At 67.2% G+C, this 17,433-nt stretch carries 19 protein-coding genes and 1 tRNA gene; 4 read left to right on the forward strand and 16 right to left on the reverse strand.

Translation table 11 applies throughout. From position 1 onward, the window contains the following. From OA56_RS01970 to OA56_RS02035, 14 genes are all read right to left on the reverse strand, one after another. Positions 1 to 937 (reverse strand): IS701 family transposase (locus OA56_RS01970; RefSeq protein ID WP_461583268.1); only part of this gene is annotated, 937 nt, incomplete at its 3' end. 186 nt (positions 938 to 1,123) lie between these two features. Next, positions 1,124 to 2,056 (reverse strand): DMT family transporter, encoded by a 933-nt coding sequence (locus tag OA56_RS01975; RefSeq protein WP_461583269.1) that lies wholly within the window; start codon positions 2,054 to 2,056, stop codon positions 1,124 to 1,126. Positions 2,057 to 2,071: 15 nt separating this feature from the next. Further along, positions 2,072 to 3,163, reverse strand: coding sequence for a redox-regulated ATPase YchF (gene ychF, locus OA56_RS01980; protein ID WP_461583270.1), 1,092 nt, complete (start codon positions 3,161 to 3,163; stop codon positions 2,072 to 2,074). After that, on the reverse strand, positions 3,160 to 3,783 hold the full coding sequence (gene pth / locus OA56_RS01985; RefSeq protein ID WP_461583271.1) for an aminoacyl-tRNA hydrolase: 624 nt from the start codon (positions 3,781 to 3,783) through the stop codon (positions 3,160 to 3,162). The genes ychF and pth overlap by 4 nt, the downstream gene beginning before the upstream one ends. Before the next feature lie 14 nt (positions 3,784 to 3,797). After that, positions 3,798 to 4,403: a 50S ribosomal protein L25/general stress protein Ctc gene (locus tag OA56_RS01990; protein WP_055422890.1), complete on the reverse strand. Its 606-nt coding sequence runs from the start codon at positions 4,401 to 4,403 to the stop codon at positions 3,798 to 3,800. Positions 4,404 to 4,491: 88 nt separating this feature from the next. After that, positions 4,492 to 5,442, reverse strand: a complete 951-nt coding sequence (locus OA56_RS01995) for a ribose-phosphate pyrophosphokinase (protein ID WP_055422889.1) — start codon at positions 5,440 to 5,442, stop codon at positions 4,492 to 4,494. 87 nt (positions 5,443 to 5,529) lie between these two features. Beyond that, a tRNA-Gln gene (locus OA56_RS02000) sits at positions 5,530 to 5,606 on the reverse strand. 22 nt (positions 5,607 to 5,628) lie between these two features. Then, entirely contained in the window at positions 5,629 to 6,471 is an 843-nt protein-coding gene (gene ispE, locus OA56_RS02005; protein ID WP_055422888.1) for a 4-(cytidine 5'-diphospho)-2-C-methyl-D-erythritol kinase, read from the reverse strand. After that, positions 6,468 to 7,043: an outer membrane lipoprotein LolB gene (locus tag OA56_RS02010; protein ID WP_055422887.1), complete on the reverse strand. Its 576-nt coding sequence runs from the start codon at positions 7,041 to 7,043 to the stop codon at positions 6,468 to 6,470. The genes ispE and OA56_RS02010 overlap by 4 nt, the downstream gene beginning before the upstream one ends. Then, entirely contained in the window at positions 7,040 to 8,758 is a 1,719-nt protein-coding gene (locus tag OA56_RS02015) for a tetratricopeptide repeat protein (RefSeq protein ID WP_461583272.1), read from the reverse strand. The genes OA56_RS02010 and OA56_RS02015 overlap by 4 nt, the downstream gene beginning before the upstream one ends. Positions 8,759 to 8,882: 124 nt before the next feature. Next, positions 8,883 to 9,824: a metal ABC transporter substrate-binding protein gene (locus OA56_RS02020; RefSeq protein ID WP_055422885.1), complete on the reverse strand. Its 942-nt coding sequence runs from the start codon at positions 9,822 to 9,824 to the stop codon at positions 8,883 to 8,885. Positions 9,825 to 9,836: 12 nt separating this feature from the next. Beyond that, on the reverse strand, positions 9,837 to 10,709 hold the full coding sequence (locus tag OA56_RS02025; RefSeq protein WP_461583273.1) for a metal ABC transporter permease: 873 nt from the start codon (positions 10,707 to 10,709) through the stop codon (positions 9,837 to 9,839). Then, on the reverse strand, positions 10,706 to 11,476 hold the full coding sequence (locus OA56_RS02030; RefSeq protein WP_141056662.1) for a metal ABC transporter ATP-binding protein: 771 nt from the start codon (positions 11,474 to 11,476) through the stop codon (positions 10,706 to 10,708). The genes OA56_RS02025 and OA56_RS02030 overlap by 4 nt, the downstream gene beginning before the upstream one ends. Positions 11,477 to 11,573: 97 nt before the next feature. Further along, positions 11,574 to 11,999 (reverse strand): Fur family transcriptional regulator, encoded by a 426-nt coding sequence (locus OA56_RS02035; protein ID WP_141056663.1) that lies wholly within the window; start codon positions 11,997 to 11,999, stop codon positions 11,574 to 11,576. Positions 12,000 to 12,096: 97 nt separating this feature from the next. Between OA56_RS02035 and OA56_RS02040 the strand changes: the two genes are divergently transcribed. Then, on the forward strand, positions 12,097 to 12,804 hold the full coding sequence (locus OA56_RS02040) for a fumarylacetoacetate hydrolase family protein (protein WP_461583274.1): 708 nt from the start codon (positions 12,097 to 12,099) through the stop codon (positions 12,802 to 12,804). A 7-nt stretch (positions 12,805 to 12,811) separates the two neighbouring features. Here the strand turns inward: OA56_RS02040 and OA56_RS02045 are convergent, their stop codons facing one another. Then, on the reverse strand, positions 12,812 to 14,158 hold the full coding sequence (locus OA56_RS02045; RefSeq protein WP_055422880.1) for a malonyl-CoA decarboxylase: 1,347 nt from the start codon (positions 14,156 to 14,158) through the stop codon (positions 12,812 to 12,814). Further along, entirely contained in the window at positions 14,155 to 14,970 is an 816-nt protein-coding gene (lgt, locus tag OA56_RS02050) for a prolipoprotein diacylglyceryl transferase (RefSeq protein WP_461583275.1), read from the reverse strand. Before lgt ends, OA56_RS02045 begins: the two co-directional genes overlap by 4 nt. Before the next feature lie 99 nt (positions 14,971 to 15,069). Between lgt and ilvD the strand changes: the two genes are divergently transcribed. Genes ilvD through OA56_RS02065 form a run of 3 tightly spaced genes read left to right on the forward strand, consistent with a single transcriptional unit; the run spans position 15,070 to position 17,428 of the window. After that, positions 15,070 to 16,920: a dihydroxy-acid dehydratase gene (gene ilvD / locus OA56_RS02055; RefSeq protein WP_461583276.1), complete on the forward strand. Its 1,851-nt coding sequence runs from the start codon at positions 15,070 to 15,072 to the stop codon at positions 16,918 to 16,920. A gap of 3 nt (positions 16,921 to 16,923) precedes the next feature. Next, the gene (locus OA56_RS02060) at positions 16,924 to 17,133 is read left to right on the forward strand and encodes a hypothetical protein (RefSeq protein WP_037989428.1); all 210 of its coding nucleotides are present in this window, start codon (positions 16,924 to 16,926) and stop codon (positions 17,131 to 17,133) included. Beyond that, entirely contained in the window at positions 17,126 to 17,428 is a 303-nt protein-coding gene (locus OA56_RS02065; RefSeq protein WP_055422877.1) for a cell division protein ZapA, read from the forward strand. The genes OA56_RS02060 and OA56_RS02065 overlap by 8 nt, the downstream gene beginning before the upstream one ends. The last annotated feature ends 5 nt before the right edge of the window (positions 17,429 to 17,433 follow it).

Genomic DNA, 17,433 nt, shown 5'->3' on the forward strand with positions numbered 1-17,433 from the left:
CCCGGAAAACGGGAGTTGATCGAGGTTCCCCTTTGTAGGCGGTGCGAACCCGCACGGCCGCAAAGCGGGAGGTCAAGGTCTCATTCGTGCCCTCGCGCCAACTCACGCTCTGGTAGGCGCTCGCAGGCAGGTTCATGGCCAGATCTTTGACCGACACCGGCTGATGCCCTGGTGCACGGCGCAGGTTCTTGCTCGGGCGACCGCGCCCGAGCGTGGGCATCGGCGGTAGCGGTTCCACGCCCGGCGGCCAGACGCTGGTCGTCGCGCGCGTGCCGAGCGCGTAGAGCAGACCCCACTCGGTCAGTTGGTCACGAAATGCCGCGCTATCACCGTAGGCCGGATCGGCCAGCACGATGCCCGGTGTCACGTCCGTATCCAGCGCCGCTTTGACTTGCGCCAAGGCCAGGTCATTCTTGGTGGCAAACGCGATCTCGTCAGGTACTCCAGCCCGGCGACAGCGCTCGCGATCCCGCGTCCATTCTTCCGGCAGATAAAGCCGCCAGGCGATCGGCAGGCTGCCCTTCTCACTCGCAAGCGACAGGCTCACGGCAACCTGGCAGTTCTCGGTCTTGCCCAGTTGCCCGCAGTATTGCCGGGCGACCCCCACCGAGTGCTTTCCCTGCTTCGGGATTCCCGTATCGTCGATGATCCAGTAGCAGCCCCGTTCCGTGCCAAGCACCGGCTCTACGATCGCTCTGACCTCTGCCAGCACCGCCTCATCCGACCACGCCGATTGGGCAACGAAGTGATGCAAGGATTGATGCTTCGCCTGCACACGCAAGGGATCCACATGGGCAGCCAAGGGCTCGATGCTCTTTCGCTTGATCGGCAGCATCAGCCCTCGACAGTAGTCCCGTAATCCAACCCGCCGATCCGCATGACCCAATACCCCAGCCAACCGCTCCAAATAAACCGCCAGCTCCTCGTCAATCGCCATCTCTCCACCCCCGTACACAAGGATGATGGTATTATCGACAATCTCGTCTATTTATTGACACAGTCAAACTAATATGGAGGGCTCTTGAGCTCCTTGATCAACTCGAGCATCGTTTCACGACCCAGGAATAATGCACGACGTCGCGGATCGATGCAATCATCCGGGACCTGACAATTACGAATAGTTTTAACTTCGGTTTTTTCGGCCGCGCCGATGGCGCAAGGCGTCGTCGAGCGTGGCAGCCACCAGCCCGATGAGGATGAACACGAAACCAGCGAGGTCGTTCCACGGCAGCGTCTCGCCCAGCATGGCCATGGAGGCGAGATAGCCCACCAGCGGCACGCTCAGGGTGGCGAGGCTGGTGGTGATGGCGGGCAGCGCCCGCGTGACGGTGATCATCGCCCAGAAGCAGAAGGCGGTGGTGATCGGTCCGTTGTAGAGGAGGATGGCCCACAGCGGCGCTTCCCAGCGGATGTGGGCGACGTCTTCCAGCGCAAGGGAGAGCGGCAGCAGCACCAGGGCGGCGATGCCCGTCTGCCAGGGAGCGAGCGAAAGCGGCGTGCCGCGCCAGCGATGGCCCCGTACCTGCACGATCAGTACCGCCCACAGGAGCGCCGCGAGCAGCAGCGCCCCGTTGCCGAACAGCACCTGAGGATCATGCCAATCGAAGGCAAGCGGATTGAAGAGGATCAGCACGCCGGCAAGCCCTAGGGTGACGCCCAGCAGTCGCAGGCGCGTGAGCGGCTCGCGCAGCCGCCATACGGCGAGCGGCAGCACCCACAGCGGCGTGGTATAGGCGAGGATGGCCGAGCGCCCGGCGGAGACGTATTGCAAGCCGAGGTTGACCAGGGCGCTGAAGGCGGCCATCTGCAGCAGACCGACGCTAACGACTACGGGCCAATCCTCACGGTGCGGCCACTTCAGCTGCCCGCGCCAGGCAGCCACGGCGGCGAGGATGGCGGTCCCGAGCACCATGCGCGCCGCGGCAAACGCGATCGGCGGAATGTACTGCAGGCCGTATTTCATGATGGGCCAGTTGGCCCCCCAGAGGATGACGACGAACAGCAGCAGGGCCCAGGCGCTACGCGGAGAAGGGGGGGCGGGATCGGACGGCGACATGGTGCCGTGGTGTGTTCAGACGTTGAAGAGGAAGTGGATCACGTCGCCGTCCTGAACCACGTAGTCTTTGCCCTCGGCGCGCATCTTGCCGGCTTCCTTGGCGCCGTGCTCACCGCCGCAGCGGATGAAATCTTCATAGGAGATGGTCTGGGCACGGATGAATCCGCGTTCGAAGTCGGTGTGAATCACCCCGGCCGCCTGCGGGGCGGTGGCGCCGATGGGAATGGTCCAGGCGCGCACTTCCTTGACGCCGGCGGTGAAGTAGGTTTGCAAACCCAGGAGCCGGTAGGCGGCACGGATGAGCCGGTTCAGTCCCGGTTCTTCCAGCCCCATCTCGGCGAGGAAAGCCTGTTTGTCCTCGTCGTCGAGCTCGGCGATCTCGGCTTCGATCGCGGCGCAGATGGGGACGACTTCGGCGCCTTCGGCGGAGGCGTGTTCGCGTACGGCTTCGAGCAGCGGGTTGTCGGTGAAACCGTTCTCGCTCACGTTCGCGGCGTAGAGCACGGGCTTGGCGGTGAGCAGAAAGAGGGGCTTGAGGAGCGCCCGCTCTTCTTTGCCGAGCGCGAGCGCGCGCACCGGCTTGCCGGCGTCGAGCTGGGCGTAGACCTGTTCGAGCACGGCCACGAGCGCCTTGGCCTCCTTGTCCCCGGACTGCGCCGGCTTGCGCCAGCGGGTGAGGGCCTTTTCCACCGTGGCGAGATCGGCGAGCGCCAGTTCGGTGTCGATCACCTCGATGTCGCGGATCGGGTCGACGCCGCCCGCGACGTGCACCACGTTCGCATCTTCGAAGCAGCGTACGACGTGCACGATGGCATCGGTCTCGCGGATGTTGGCGAGGAACTGGTTGCCCAGACCCTCGCCCTTGCTCGCGCCAGCCACCAGCCCGGCGATGTCGACGAACTCGACGATGGCCGGGACGATACGCTGTGGTTGCACGATGCGGGCGAGTTCGGCCAGGCGCGGGTCGGGCACTTCGACCACGCCCACGTTGGGTTCGATGGTGCAGAAGGGGTAGTTGGCCGCTTCGATTCCGGCCTTGGTGAGGGCGTTGAAGAGGGTGGATTTTCCGACGTTGGGTAGTCCGACGATGCCGCAGCGCAGACTCATGAGCTTCTTTCCTTGTCCGTTGGGCCGCTCTTGGGCGGTTTGGGTTTGGCGTTTATGTGCCCCATGGCGCGTTCCCAGCGCCCGGCGGCGATGTCGGGCCAGGTGGCGAGCGCGCGTTCGATGGCCTCCTCGATCGCCTGGCGCTCTTCGGCGCGGGGGGGCTTGAGCACGTAGTGGATCACCGCGTCGCGCTGCCCGGGGTGGCCGATCCCCAGGCGCAGGCGCCAGAAGCGGTCGGTGCCCAGTGCCGCCTGGATATCCTTGAGACCGTTGTGACCGGCGTGGCTGCCGCCGAATTTCAAGCGCACGTCGCCGGGCGCGAGATCCAGTTCGTCATGGACCACGAGGATCGCTTCGGGTTCGATGCGAAAGAAGCGCGCGAGCGTTCCCACCGCCAGGCCGCTGCGGTTCATGTAGGTGGTGGGCAGGAGCAGCCGCAGCTCGCCCGCGCGGCCGACGAGGCCGTGAAAGCGGGACTCGGGCACGAGCGCGATGCCGAGCAGCTTGGCGAGCCGCTCACAAAACCAAAACCCGGCGTTGTGCCGGGTTTGGGCATATTCGGCCCCGGGGTTGCCGAGGCCGACCACGAGGCGCGGCGCCGCGCCGGGTAGTTGCGTCATGGCCGAATGGGGGATCAGCTGGCAGCCGCTTCGCCGCCCTCACCCTCGGCTTCGCCGCGCACCTTGAGCGCCGTGGCCACGACCGGATCGCCTTCACCGTGGTGCACGATCTCGACGCCGGGCGGCAGGCTGAGCTGCGACAGGTGCAGCGACTGTTCAGGCTGCAGGCCGGAGAGATCGACGGTGAGGTATTCGGGCAGATCCTTGGGCAGGCAGCGCACCTCCACTTCGGTGAGCACGTGGCTGACGATGCAGCCGCCGAGCTTGACCGCGGGGCTTTCTTCGGCGCCGATGAAGTGCAGCGGCACGTTGAGGTGGATCTTCTCGTTGGCCGAGACGCGCTGGAAGTCGACGTGCAGCACGAGCGGCTTGTAGGCGTGCCATTGGGCGTCGCGCAGCAGGACGGATTCACGTTCGCCGTCGATTTCGAGCATGAGGATGGAGGCGTGGAAGGCCTCGTTGTTGAGCTGATGGTAGATCTCGTTGTGATCGAGCGTGATCGGCTGGGGTGCCTTGTCGCCACCATAGACGATACCGGGCACGCGGCCGGCACGACGCAGGCGGCGGCTCGCACGCGTTCCCTGCTCGGTTCTCCGGCTGGCTTTCACGGTGATTTGCATCGGGGTTTCTCCTTGCGGTTGCTGGGTGCCGCCCGCGACCAGGCGGCGGAAGATCCGGCGCCGGGGCGCCGGGAAATTTATTCGTGGATCATTCGCTGAAGAGTGAGCTCACCGACTCTTCGTTGCTGATGCGCAGCAGGGTGTCGGCGATGAGCGCGCTCACCGAGATCTGGCGAATCTTGGGGCAGGCGCGCGCGTCGTCGCGCAGCGGAATGGTGTCGGTGACCACGAGCTCGTCGAGTTCGGAATCCTGGATGCGGGCGACCGCCGTGCCCGAGAGCACGGGGTGGGTGCAATAGGCGAGCACGCGGGTGGCGCCGTGCTCTTTGAGCGCCTGGGCGGCCTTGCACAGCGTGCCGGCGGTGTCGACGATGTCGTCCATGATGACGCAGGTACGCCCCTTGACTTCGCCGATGATGTTCATCACCTCCGAGACGTTGGCCTTGGGACGGCGCTTGTCGATGATGGCGAGGTCGCAGTCGAGCCGCTTGGCAAACGCGCGGGCGCGCACGACGCCGCCGACATCGGGCGAGACGACCATGAGGTTCTCATAGCGCTGTTTTTCCAGGTCGTCGAGCAGCACGGGGGTGGCGTAGATGTTGTCCACCGGGATGTCGAAGAAGCCCTGGATTTGGTCGGCGTGCAGATCCATGGTGAGCACGCGCTGAACGCCCACGGCCTGCAGCATGTTGGCCACCACCTTGGCGGTGATGGGCACGCGGGCCGATCGGGGGCGACGGTCTTGCCGCGCGTAGCCGAAATAGGGCAGCGCGGCGGTGATGCGCCAGGCCGAGGCGCGCTTGAGCGCGTCGACCAGGACGATGAGCTCCATGAGGTTGTCGTTGGTCGGGGCGCAGGTGGGCTGTAGAATGAAGACGTCCTGACCGCGGACGTTTTCCAGGATCTCGACGTTGATTTCGCCGTCGGAGAAGCGCCCGACCGTGGCTGCTCCAAGGGGTATTCCCAGGCGCCGCACCACGTCTTGGGCGAGCTTGGGGTTGGCGTTGCCGGTGAAAACCATCATGCTGCCGCGAGGCATGCGTATTCTCCGCACCCGAGTCCGTCGTCACGGGACCAGACCCGCGAAAGTCGAAACGGGCAGGCGAGAGGCGCCTGCCCGTCGTGTTGGCTGGGGAGGAAGGATTCGAACCCTCGAATGCCGGAATCAAAATCCGGTGCCTTGACCAGCTTGGCGACTCCCCAAGTAACCGGTTCGCAGCGGCGCTCAGAGCCAATCGTGGAGCGGATGGCGGTGCAGCGTTCGCGCGACCTTCGCCTGCCAGCCCGAAGGGACTTGGGCGGCAATGCGCTCGGCCTCGGAGGGCTCGGCGAATTCGGCGAACACGCAACTGCCCGATCCGCTCATCCTGGCCATTCCGGCATGCCGGGCGAGCCATTCGAGCGCCGCATCGACTTCTGGAAACAACGCTCTTACCACGGGTTCGAGATCGTTTCGCAGAGGCGTCGCTGCGAGAGACGCTATTGTGCCAATGGGGGTATTCCTTGTCAAGCGGGGCGAGGCAAAAACCTGGGCCGTGGGGACGTGGATGCCTGGCCACAAGACTACGAACCAGCGCTCGGGGCCAGGGTAAGGGGTGAGACGCTCGCCAATGCCCTCGACGAAGGCGTCTTCGCCGAAGAGGAAGAAGGGGACGTCGGCGCCGAGCTGCAGGCCGAGTTCCATGAGCTGGGCCCGGGAAAGCCCGCCGTTCCAGAGGCGGTTGAGGGCGATCAGGGTGGTGGCGGCATCCGAGCTGCCTCCGCCCAGGCCGGCGCCGGCAGGAAGGACTTTGTGCAGGGTGAGGTCGACTCCGTACGGGGTGCCGAGGCGCTCTTGCAGCAGACGGGCGGCGCGAAGCGTGAGATCGGCCGATTCCGGCACGCCGGGGAGTTCGTGCGTACGGCGGATGAGTCCGTCGTCGCGGCGGGCGAAGTCGAGCGTGTCGCTCCAGTCGATGAGGCGAAAGTGCGATTGCAGCAGGTGGTAGCCGTCTTCACGCCGTCCGACCACGTGCAGGAAGGTGTTGAGCTTGGCCGGGGCTGGACAGCCCGTGAGCCAATCAGTCATGGTTCGGAACTCCAGGTGTCGAGCAGCAGCACGAGCCGGGCGGCACCGCGCTCGATCGTCAGCCGGCGCGGGCGATCGTCCTGCCAGGAATCGAAGGTGACGATCCAGCCGGAATGCCAGACGCGATAGGGCCTGCCCGCTTGGTCGCGCTCAATGCGGTCGGGCGCGGGGCCGGGGTCGCCCTGGATCCAGGCGGTGAGGGCGGAAAGCGGCGGCGGGGAGAAGCCGAGAAGGGGTTCGAGGAGCGCTGCGGCGTCGGCTTCGTGCCGTTCGCCTTCGGCCGTGGCGAGCGCGGCATCGCCGTCTTCGAGGGTGAGCCGCGCCAGCGTCTGGCCGGTGGGGGCGAAAAGGGAGAGTTCGGCGCGGCTTGGCGTGTGACTCCAGGCAAATGCAGTGGCGAAGCGATGTTCGCCGTCATCGGCGGCAAGCCGCCCTGTGAGGCGGAATTGGGTCAGCAGCGGGGCAGGGGTCGCGGCGGGGGGTTCGGGCGCGTTTCCGGGGACGGTAGCGCAGCCGTAGGGCAGCAAGAGCGCTGCCAGGAGTGCGCATCGCGCCGCGAAAGGACGACTCATTGGCCCTGTTGGCGCAGCCAGCGCTGTACGCGGCGCAGCGCTTCGGCATCGGGCGAGCGGCCGAGCGCCTGCTCGAGCAGGGCTTGGGCTTCTTCATGCCGCCCGAGCACGGTGAGGACCTCGACCAGGTGGGCGGCGATTTCGGGATCGTACTGGCGGCGATAGGCGCTTTGCAGCAGCGTCAACGCTTCTTCGGGGCGGCCTTGGCGGTAGCGCAGCCAGCCGACGCTGTCGAGGATGAAGGGGTCGTTGGGGGCGAGCGTGAGCGCGCGGGTGAGGAACCGCTCGGCTTCGTCGAGATCGCGGTTGGCATCGGCGAGCAGATAGCCCAGGGCGTTGAGACCGTGGGCAAAGTTGGGGTGCAGCGCGACGAGCTTGCGCAGGTGGCCTTCGGCGGCTTCGTGCTGGCCGAGTCTTTCCAGGATCATGGCGTATTCGTAGAGGAGCTCGGGTTCGTCGCCGAGCTCGGCGATTGCCTCGTCGACCCAATCGCGGGCGTCTTCGAGCCGGCCGGCGTCTTGCAGCAGGCGGCTTTTCAGGAGCACCTCGGTTTTGGGGTCGAGCACGGCGCGGGTCTGGTCGAGCGTATCGAACGCGGCTTCGATCTTGCCTTGCTTGGCCAGCGCCTGGGCGAGCAGCCGCTTGCTCTCGTCTTCCAGATCGGGATGGGAGATCTTGCGCAGTTCGAATTCGGCGCGCCGCGGCTGGCCGGCGGTGAGGTAGAGCTGGGCGAGCTGCAGGCGCAGGAAATCGGTGTTGTCTCCCGCTTTGGCGATGGCGCGCTTGAGCGCGGCGATGGCGCGGTCGACGTGGCCGGTGCGCTCGGCCATCAGGGCCACGGCCTGCAGCAATTGGGCGTCGTCAGGGGCGTCGGCGAGCAGTTTTTCGAGGTGCTGGAGGGATTCTTCTTCGCGCCCGGGCGTGACGGCGAGGTGCTTGGCGAGCGTGAAGCGCACGACGCGGGCGTAGGGGTGTTCCTGCAGATAGGATTCGAGCCGGGCGATGGCGGTGGCCGTGTCGCCCTGCTCGCCGAGGATTTCGGCCCACAGCGCGAGCGCGAGATCCCAGTCGGGGCGCAGGGTGAGGGCGTGCTCGGCCGCCTGGCGCGCGGCGGGGAGGTCGCCGGCGCGGCGGGCGGCTTCGGCGCGGGCCAGCTGCGCTTCCGGGTATTCGAGGTAAGGGGTGGTGGCGAGCTCGATGATGCGGCGCGCCATTTCGGCATCGCCCAGCTCGTCAAGGGCGGCATTCAGGCCGAGAAGGTTCTGCGGCAGCTGTTCGGGGTGGCGTTTGAGGATTTCGTCGAGCTGCGCCAAGACGGCTTTTTCGCGCTGGGCATCGAGCTCGGCGCGCATGCGCTCGAAGCGCTCGATGGCTTCGGTATCGGGTTCGATCTGGCGCCAGAGGGCGAGGGCGCGGTTGAGGGCATCTCCCTGGCGCGTGATGGCGGCGATCTCGGCCGCGCGGCGGGCGAGTTGCGCCGAGCGGGCATGGCGGGCGGCGAGCAGGAAGGCTTGCGTGGCCCGGCCGTACTCTTGCTGGCGCAGGGCGAGCTCCCCGATGAGCGTCCAATAGACCGTTTCGCCGTCGAGTGCTTCTGCCGGCGATTCGGCCGGTGCGGCGGCATCCATGGGGGGATGGGGCGATTGGGCGAGCACACAGGAGCAGGCCGTGACGAGGCCCAGCGAGAGGAAGAGACGGCGAAAGCGACGGTTCATGGCACCTCGATGCGGGGAGGGCCGGATCGGGGATGATGCGCGGCGACGAGGCCGCTTGCCCGATCCCGGCCAGCTTTTTGCATAGGATAGCGCAGAAACCACCGATCCGCGCCCTTGGGTAAGATCAGGGGTTGGGTGCCGCCAAGGCGTCGTGGAGCGTCCGGGCGTTGATCTCGACGAGGTCGCGGTAAGTCGGCGCAGCACCGCCGGGGCCGCTGAGGGCGTCCGAATAGAGGCGTCCGCCCACGGTAAGCCCGGCTTCGCGGCGCAGCTGTTCGACGAGGCGGGGGTCGGAGACGTTCTCCAGGAAGGCAACGCGGATGCCCTCGCGCCGGGCGCGGTCGGAGAGCGCAGCGAGCGCCTTGGCGCTGAGCTCGCCATGCGGCACCACGCCCTGGATGCCGATGAGCTCCAGGCCGTAGGCGCGGGCAAGGTAGCGGAATGCGTCATGATTGGTGTAGGCGCGGCGGGATTCGGGCGGCAAGGTGGCAAAGCGCTCGTTCCAGGTGTGCCACAGGGATTCGAGGCTTCGAGCATAGTCGGCGGCGCGGCGCCGGTAGTCGTCGGCGTGCGTGGGGTCGCGTTGGGCCAGGGCTTCGGCCAGCATCGGCATCACCTTGGCCACGAGGCGCGGATCTTGCCAGAAGTGGGGGTCGAAGGCGCCGTGATGGTGGTCGTCATCGTGCTCGTCGTGTGTCTCTCCGGCGGGCAGGAGGTCTTCGGGCGGCAGCAGCTCACCCAGCATCACGATCGGTTTTTTACCGACGCTGCGGGCGAGCCGTTCGATCCAGTCATCGAACCCCAGATCGATGCCAACCACGAGGGAGGCTTCCTTGAGGGCGCGGGTATCCGAGGGCTTGGGCTGGTAGCCGTGGGCATCGGCATCGGGGCCGATGAGGGCCGTGACTTCGACCCGGTCGCCGCCCACTTGCCGCACCCAGTCGGCGGCGATGGAGAACGTGGCGACGACGCGCAAGGGGGCTTCTGCCCGGGCGCCGACGGGGGAGAGGAAGAGGAACGGTGCAGCGGCGAGCGCGAGGAGAAGGCGACGGCGGATGGTCGGCATGGGGAGCTCCGGTCAGTTTTCGAGGTGCTGTTTGCGCGGGCGGCGCCGGCGCAGGAATCCGTGAGGGGCAAGAAAGAGCGAGCAAAGATAGGGAAGCGCGAGCGCGAGTGCGATTGCCGGGCCAGCGGGCAGATCCCAGCGGAAAGAGGCGACGAGCCCGAGGTAGCTGCCCAGGATGCCGCAGCCGGCGGCGAGCACGAGCGCCTTGCCCAGGCCATTGACCCACAGTCGGGCCGTGGCGGCGGGCAGGATCAGCACGCTGATCGCGAGCAGGGTGCCGATGGCGTGAAAGGCGGCCACGAGGTTGAGCACGACCAGCACGAGGAAGCCGTAGTGCGCCAAGGCCGACAGGCGCGGACTGTAGCGGCGCAAGAAAGGGGCGTCGAAGCATTCGAGCACGAGGATGCGCCAGCCCAGGGCGAGCAGCACCAGCGTGGCGGAAGCGACCAGGGCGATGAGGGTGAACGTGTCGCGGTCGATGGCGAGGATGGAGCCGAAGAGCAGCTGCAGCACGTCCACGGGGCGGCCGTGTGCGGTCATGAGCAGGATGCCGGCGGTGAGCGAGAGGATCTGGAAGGTTCCCATGGCGGTGTCTTCGAAGAGCACCGAGTGGCGCGCCGCCCAGCCGGTGGCGATTGCCACGAGCACGCCTGCGGTCAGCCCGCCGAGCGTCATCGCGCCCAGCGACAGGCCGGAGAAGAAATAGGCGGCAGCCACACCAGGGAGCACCGCATGGCTCATCGCGTCGGCCATGAGGCTCATGCGGCGCAGCATGAGAAAGACGCCCACGGGAGTGGCGCCCAGGGTGAGCATCGAGGCGCCGGCGAGCGCCCGGCGCATGAAGTCGTAGTCGGCAAACGGGGTGATGAGCTCGGGCAGGGTCATGGGGCGACCTCGTCTTTCTCCTCGTCCACAGGCAGCGGACAGGGCGCGGCATGTTCGTCGAAGGCTTCCGCATGGCGCCGGGCGCGGTCGAGGTATTCGGCGCACAAAACTTGCTCGGTGGGGCCGAAGGCGACGAGCTCGCGTGCGAGCAACAGGGTCAGGGGAAAGTAGCGGCGCACGCGGGCGAGATCGTGCAGTACGGCGATCACCGTGCGCCCTTCTTCGTGCCAGCGGTGGATGAGGGTGAGGAATTCTTCTTCTGTGGTTTCGTCGAGCGCGTTGAACGGCTCGTCGAGCAGGATGAGGCGGGCATCCTGCACGATGATCTGGGCAAAGCGCACCCGCTGCAGCTGACCGCCGGAGAGCGATTCGAGCGGACGGTGTTCGAACCCCTGCAGTTTGACTGCGGCGATGGCATCGGCAACGCGCCGGTGCGCCGCCTCGTCGAAGGCGCGCCACGGGCCGAGCCAAGGCCAACATCCCATGGCAATGGCATCGTGGACGTCGACGGGAAAATCGAGCGACCAGGTCGGCTGCTGTGTGAGGTAGGCGAGCCGCTGCCGGCATGGCGCCGGCAGGCTGACATGGCCCGTCATCGGCTTGAGTTCGCCGGCGAGCACCTTGAGCAGTGTGGATTTGCCCGCGCCGTTGGGGCCGGCCACGGCGAGCAGCGCACCGCAGGGGATCGTGGCGTGCAGATGGTGGATGGCCGGATGTCGACCGTAGCCGGCGGTGAGGTCGTGCAGGACGATGCTCGGGGTGTTCATCGGGTCCCCCAAAAGTAGAGCAGCCAGATGAGCCCCAAGGGCAACGCTGCCAGACCGAGGCGGCCGAGGATGCCCAGCGTCCACAAGGATCGAGCGCTCATGCATTTTCTCCGGCGCGGCAGGCGGCGCACAGGCCGTGGATCACCAGTTCGACACGTTCGGCGACATACCCTGGCGGCAGCGCCGGCAGTGGGGGAGAGGGCGCGGGCAGGCAGCGCGTCTGGCCGCAGCGGCGGCATTGAAAATGGGCGTGCGCTTCCCGATCCTCGACCGGTTCATAGCGGGCGGCGCGTCCCACCGTCGCCAGACGCCGTACCAGGCCATGGGCGGAGAGCCAGTCGATCGCGCGATAGATGGTGACCCGGTCGGGGACATGGCCGGGGGTTTGGGTCAAGTGCTCCAGTACTTCGTCGGGCGTGAGCGGCTCTTCGGCCGCCGCCAGGCAGCGCAATACCGCCAGACGCGCCGCGGTCACGCGGCCGCCGGCATCGCGGATGCACCGGGAAAAATCCGGATCGTTCATGGCGGGGTTTCGTTTGGAGTTTTTGCCATTTTATTGCATTTTTACCTGGCGTCAAGGCAGCGTAGAATCGCGCCGGAAGTCCAATGAGGAGTCGATCATGTCCCGTGAAGAATTCGTGATTCCTGCGCCGGTGCTGCCGGTAGTGCCGGTGGGCTGCGGCGGGCTCTTCCCTGTACGCCGCATCTTCTGCGTGGGGCGCAATTACGCCGAACACGCGCGCGAGATGGGAGGGGATCCGAGCCGCGAGCCGCCGTTCTTCTTCATGAAACCGGCCGACGCCGTCTGGCATCCTCACGATGCCGAGGCGCGCTGGCCCTATCCGCCGGCCACCCAAGAAGTGCACCACGAAGTCGAACTGGTGGTGGCGCTGCGCGGCGGAGGCCGGGAGCTCTCCCCAGAGGAAGCCGCGGAAGCGATCTATGGCTACGCGGTGGGGCTAGACATGACGCGGCGCGACTTGCAGGCGGAGGCGAAAGCCAAAGGCCGGCCTTGGGACGTGGCCAAGGGGTTCGACGCCTCGCTGCCGATCTCCACGATCCTGCCGAAGCCGGGCGAAGTGCTGCGCCGTGGCGAGATCGGTCTGGAGGTTGATGGTACGCCACGCCAGCGCGGCGACCTCGCACAGATGATCTACGACGTGCCGGCAGTGATCGCCGAGATCTCGCGCTATTGGCGGCTCGCGGCGGGTGACCTGATCCTCACGGGAACGCCCGCCGGAGTCGGCCCCGTGCGCCCGGGCGAGCGCGTGCGCGCCTGGGTGGAAGGCGTGGGCGAGCTCGCTTTCGTGGTGGGTGAGGCGGCTTGAGGCGGCGCTAGCGCGCGAGGCGACGCACTGCGGAAGTCGCCTCGATGAGGCCGTCGCGCTCGTAGGCGTCGATGCGATCCTGCAGCTTGTCCGGCTCGTAGCGGTAGTTGACCATGATCGCCCAGGATTGGCGCCAGCCTTTGGGCGAGGTGTCCGCGAGCCAGTTGAGCCGTTCGATGCGCGCGCCGTTGCCCAGGTGGAAGCGCGCCACCGGGTCGAGCGCGCGGCCGTTCTCCGTGGCGAGCAGATAGCGTGCTGCGGCGCGCAAGAGCGGCGCGGCGAGCGCCTCGCGCCACGCTTCGGTGCCGGCGATCTCGGGTGTCTCGAGCAGCCGCTGCAGCAGTTCCATTCCTTCGGGAGCGCCGGCGGCGCGCAGCCGGCGCCAGTCGGAGGCGGTGAAGGCATCGGCGAGCGCCTCGGGATGCGCGCGGTACCAGCGCACCAGCCCCGGGATGGGCGAGAGGGTGGCGAAGCGCTCGAGCTTGGGAAAATCGCGGCGCAGGTCGTCGATCACGCGCTTCAAGAGAAAGTGGCCGAAAGAGATGCCGCGCAGCCCTTTCTGCGTGTTGCTGATGGAATAGAAGATGGCCGTGTCGGCCCGCTCGGTGGCAAAGAGCGGCGCGGAGACGTCGAGCAGCTGCTGCACGTCGCCGGCGAGCCCCTCGGTGAGCGCTACCTCGACGAAGATGAGCGGCACCGAGGGCATGCGCGGATGAAAGAAGGCGTAGCAGCGCCGGTCGGAATCGAGCCGGTTCTTCAGATCCTGCCAGGATTCGATTTCGTGCACCGCCTCGTACTGCATCAAGCGCTCGAGCACGTCGGCCGGGCTGTGCCAGGTGATGCGCTGCAGCTCCAGCAGCGCCACGTCGAACCACGAGGCGAGCAAACCCTGCAGTTCCAGGTCGAGCGCAGCGAGCAGCGGGTCGTCGCGCAGGAAATCGAGCAGCTCGGCACGCAGGTCGACGAGGAAATGCACGCCGGCGTCGGAAGCCGAGAACTGGGTGAGGATGCGGCTGCGGGGGCTGCGCAGGCTCTCGCGCAGCGCCGCTTCCGCCTGCCATTGCTCGTCGCTGCCGCGCGCCGCGCGGTAGGCGTCGTAGGCGGCGTCGATGCGCTCGGGCTCGGGGCCGAACTCGGTGAGCAGGATACGCAGGAAAGCCCGCCGGCCGTTTTCGTCGAGCTCGGCATAGGTCTTGGCGAGCTTGGCGGCGCGCTGGCGCGCGCTCACCTCGCCGCCGATGAGGTCGGCGCATTCGCGCAGCTCGTCGCGGATGCGCTCGAGCACTTTCTCGGGCGGCGGCTCGAACCAGCCGCGCACCAGCGACAGTCCTTTGCTCAGCAGATCGTTGCTCATGGGTTCGTCCTCGCGTCGACGGAAGAGGGGATGCGGCGCGTCTGGCGGTAGAGTACGGCACCGGCGAGCAGCATGGCCAGCGACAGCCACTGCGCCGTGCTCAGCGCCGGGGTGAGCCAGGAGAGGATGCCGGGGTCGGGCGTGCGAAAGAGCTCGCACACGAAGCGGATGGCGCCATACCCCATCAGAAAGACGGCCGAGACCCGCCCCGTGGGCCGGGGGTGGGCGGCGTACCACCACAGCAGCGCGAAGAGCAGCGCGCCTTCGCCGAATGCCTCGTAGAGCTGCGATGGGTGGCGCGGTAGGGTATCGACTTGGGGATAGACCATGGCCCAGGGCAGGGACTCGGGGGCCGGACGTCCCCACAGCTCGCCGTTGATGAAATTGCCCAGCCGACCGAATCCCAGCCCCGGTGGCACGAGCGGGGCGACGAAGTCGGCCACCTGCCAGAAACCCATGCCCTCGCGCCGCGCGAAGAGCGCCATGGCGAGGATCACGCCGATGAGCCCGCCGTGAAAACTCATGCCGCCATGCCAGATGGCGAAGATCTCGAGTGGATGGGAAAGATAGTAGGCGGGCTGGTAGAAGAGCACTTCGCCCAGCCGCCCGCCCAGTACCACGCCGAGCACGCCGTAGAAGAGCAGGGCGTCGAGCCGCTCCCGCGTCCAGCGGCCATCGCCCAGGCGACGGGCGTGACGCGGCGCGAGCCACAGGAAGGCGAGAAAGCCGGCGAGGTACATGAGCCCGTACCAGCGTACCGACAAAGGGCCGAGGGAGAAGGCGATGGGGTCGAACTGCGGATGCACGAGCATGGAAGAAAGACCGCGATGTGGCGCACGGGTTCATTGTAGCCCAAGGCCGGTTCGGGACTAGAATAACGGGCATCGCAGCCAACGGATCGAGGATCTCCCATGCCGCAGTATCGTTCCCGCACCAGCACCCACGGCCGCAACATGGCCGGCGCCCGCGCCCTGTGGCGCGCCACCGGCATGAAGGAAGAGGATTTCGGCAAACCGATCATTGCCATCGCCAACAGCTTCACCGACTTCGTGCCCGGGCACGTGCACCTGCGCGATCTCGGCCGCCTCGTGGCCGAGGAGATCGAAAAGGCGGGCGGCGTGGCCAAGGAATTCCACACCATCGCCATCGACGACGGCATCGCCATGGGGCATCAGGGCATGCTCTATTCCCTGCCTTCGCGCGAGCTCATCGCCGATTCGGTCGAATACATGGTCAATGCGCACTGCGCCGATGCGCTGGTGTGCATCTCCAACTGCGACAAGATCACGCCGGGCATGCTCATGGCCGCCTTGCGGCTCGATATCCCCGTGGTCTTCGTCTCCGGCGGACCGATGGAGGCGGGCAAGGTGCGCTGGCAGGATCAGGAGCTCTCGCTCGATCTGGTCGACGCCATGGTGAAGGCGGCCGACCCCAACGCGAGCGACGAAGAAGTCGCGCTCGTCGAGCGTTCGGCCTGCCCCACCTGCGGCTCCTGCTCCGGGATGTTTACTGCCAACTCGATGAACTGCCTCACCGAGGCACTGGGGCTGGCGCTGCCGGGCAACGGCACGCTCGTGGCCACGCACCGCGACCGCGAAGGGCTCTTCCGCCGCGCCGGGCGGCTCATCGTCGAACTCGCCAAGCGCTATTACGAGCAGGGTGACGAATCCGTCCTGCCGCGGCGCATCGCCACCTTGGCCGCATTCGAGAACGCCATGGCGCTCGACGTGGCCATGGGCGGTTCCACCAATACCGTGCTGCACCTGCTCGCCGCGGCGCATGAGGCCGAAGTGCCGTTTACCCTGGCCGACATCGACCGCATCTCGCGCAAGGTGCCGTGCCTGTGCAAGGTGGCTCCGGCGGTGAGCACGGTGCACGTCGAGGACGTGCATCGCGCCGGCGGCGTGATGGGCATTTTGGGCGAGCTGCAGCGTGCCGGGCTCTTGCACGACGAAGTCTCCACCGTGCATAGCCCGACGCTGCGAGCGGCGCTCTCCCACTGGGACGTGATGCAGACCTCGGCGCTCGACGTGTTCGAGTTCTATCGCGCCGCCCCCGGCGGCGTGCCGACCCAGCGCCCCTTCTCCCAGGAACGGCGCTATCCCTCGCTCGACCTGGATCGCACCGCCGGCGTGATTCGCGACCGGGCAAACGCTTTTTCCCAGGATGGCGGCCTGGCGGTGCTCTACGGCAACCTCGCGCCGAATGGCTGCATCGTCAAGACGGCCGGCGTGGACGAGTCGATCTGGGTTTTTCGCGGCCGTGCCCGCGTCTTCGAGAGCCAGGAAGAGACCGTCGCCGCCATCCTCGGCGACAAAATCCAGCCCGGCGACGTGGTGGTGGTGCGCTACGAAGGGCCCAAAGGGGGGCCGGGCATGCAGGAGATGCTCTATCCCACGAGTTATCTGAAGTCCAAAGGCTTGGGGAAATCCTGTGCGCTCCTCACCGACGGGCGTTTCTCTGGTGGCACCTCGGGCCTCTCCATCGGGCACGTCTCGCCGGAGGCCGCCTGTGGCGGCACGATCGCCCTCATCGAGGAGGGCGACACGATCGAGATCGACATTCCGCAGCGGCGCATCCATCTGGCGGTGGCTGACGAGGAGCTCGCGCGCCGGCGCGCCGCGATGGAGGCCAAAGGGGAGGCTGCCTGGCGCCCGGCTTCGCGCCAGCGCCAGGTCTCGGTGGCGCTGCAGGCCTATGCGGCGCTCACCACCAGCGCCGACACGGGGGCGGTGCGCGATCTGGGGCAGCTGCGGAGGTAAGCGATGGAGACGGAACTTGCGCATCTCGAACGTCAGGCCGAGCGGCTCGCGCAGCTCGTGGAGCGTCTGAGCGCGCACAATCAGCGGCTGCAGCGCCAGGTGGCGCAGCTCGAAGCCGACAAGAGGATTCTCGAAGGCAAGCTCGCGCAGGCGATCCGCGGCATCGAACGCGCCGTGACCCTGCTCGAACCGGCGGAGACGAGCGATGTCTGAAACGCACGTCGACGTGACCCTGATGGGGCGCACCTATCGCCTGGAGTGTGAGGAGGGCGAGGCGGAGCCGCTCGCCCAGGCGGCGAAGCTGCTCGACGAGCGCATCGCTGCGCTGGCGCAACGCTCGGGGCTGAGCGGAGAGAAACTGGTGCTGTGGACGGCGCTGGAAGTGGCGCTCGATCTGGTCAAACTGCAGCAGCAGGGAGGGTTTGACATCACGCGATTCAAGCGTAGAATTGAGCTCATCGGCGCGCGGCTCGACGGGGTCTTGAGTCAATACGACCGCCCCCTCTAGCCGCT

Source organism: Tepidiphilus sp. HLB4 (assembly GCF_054823945.1).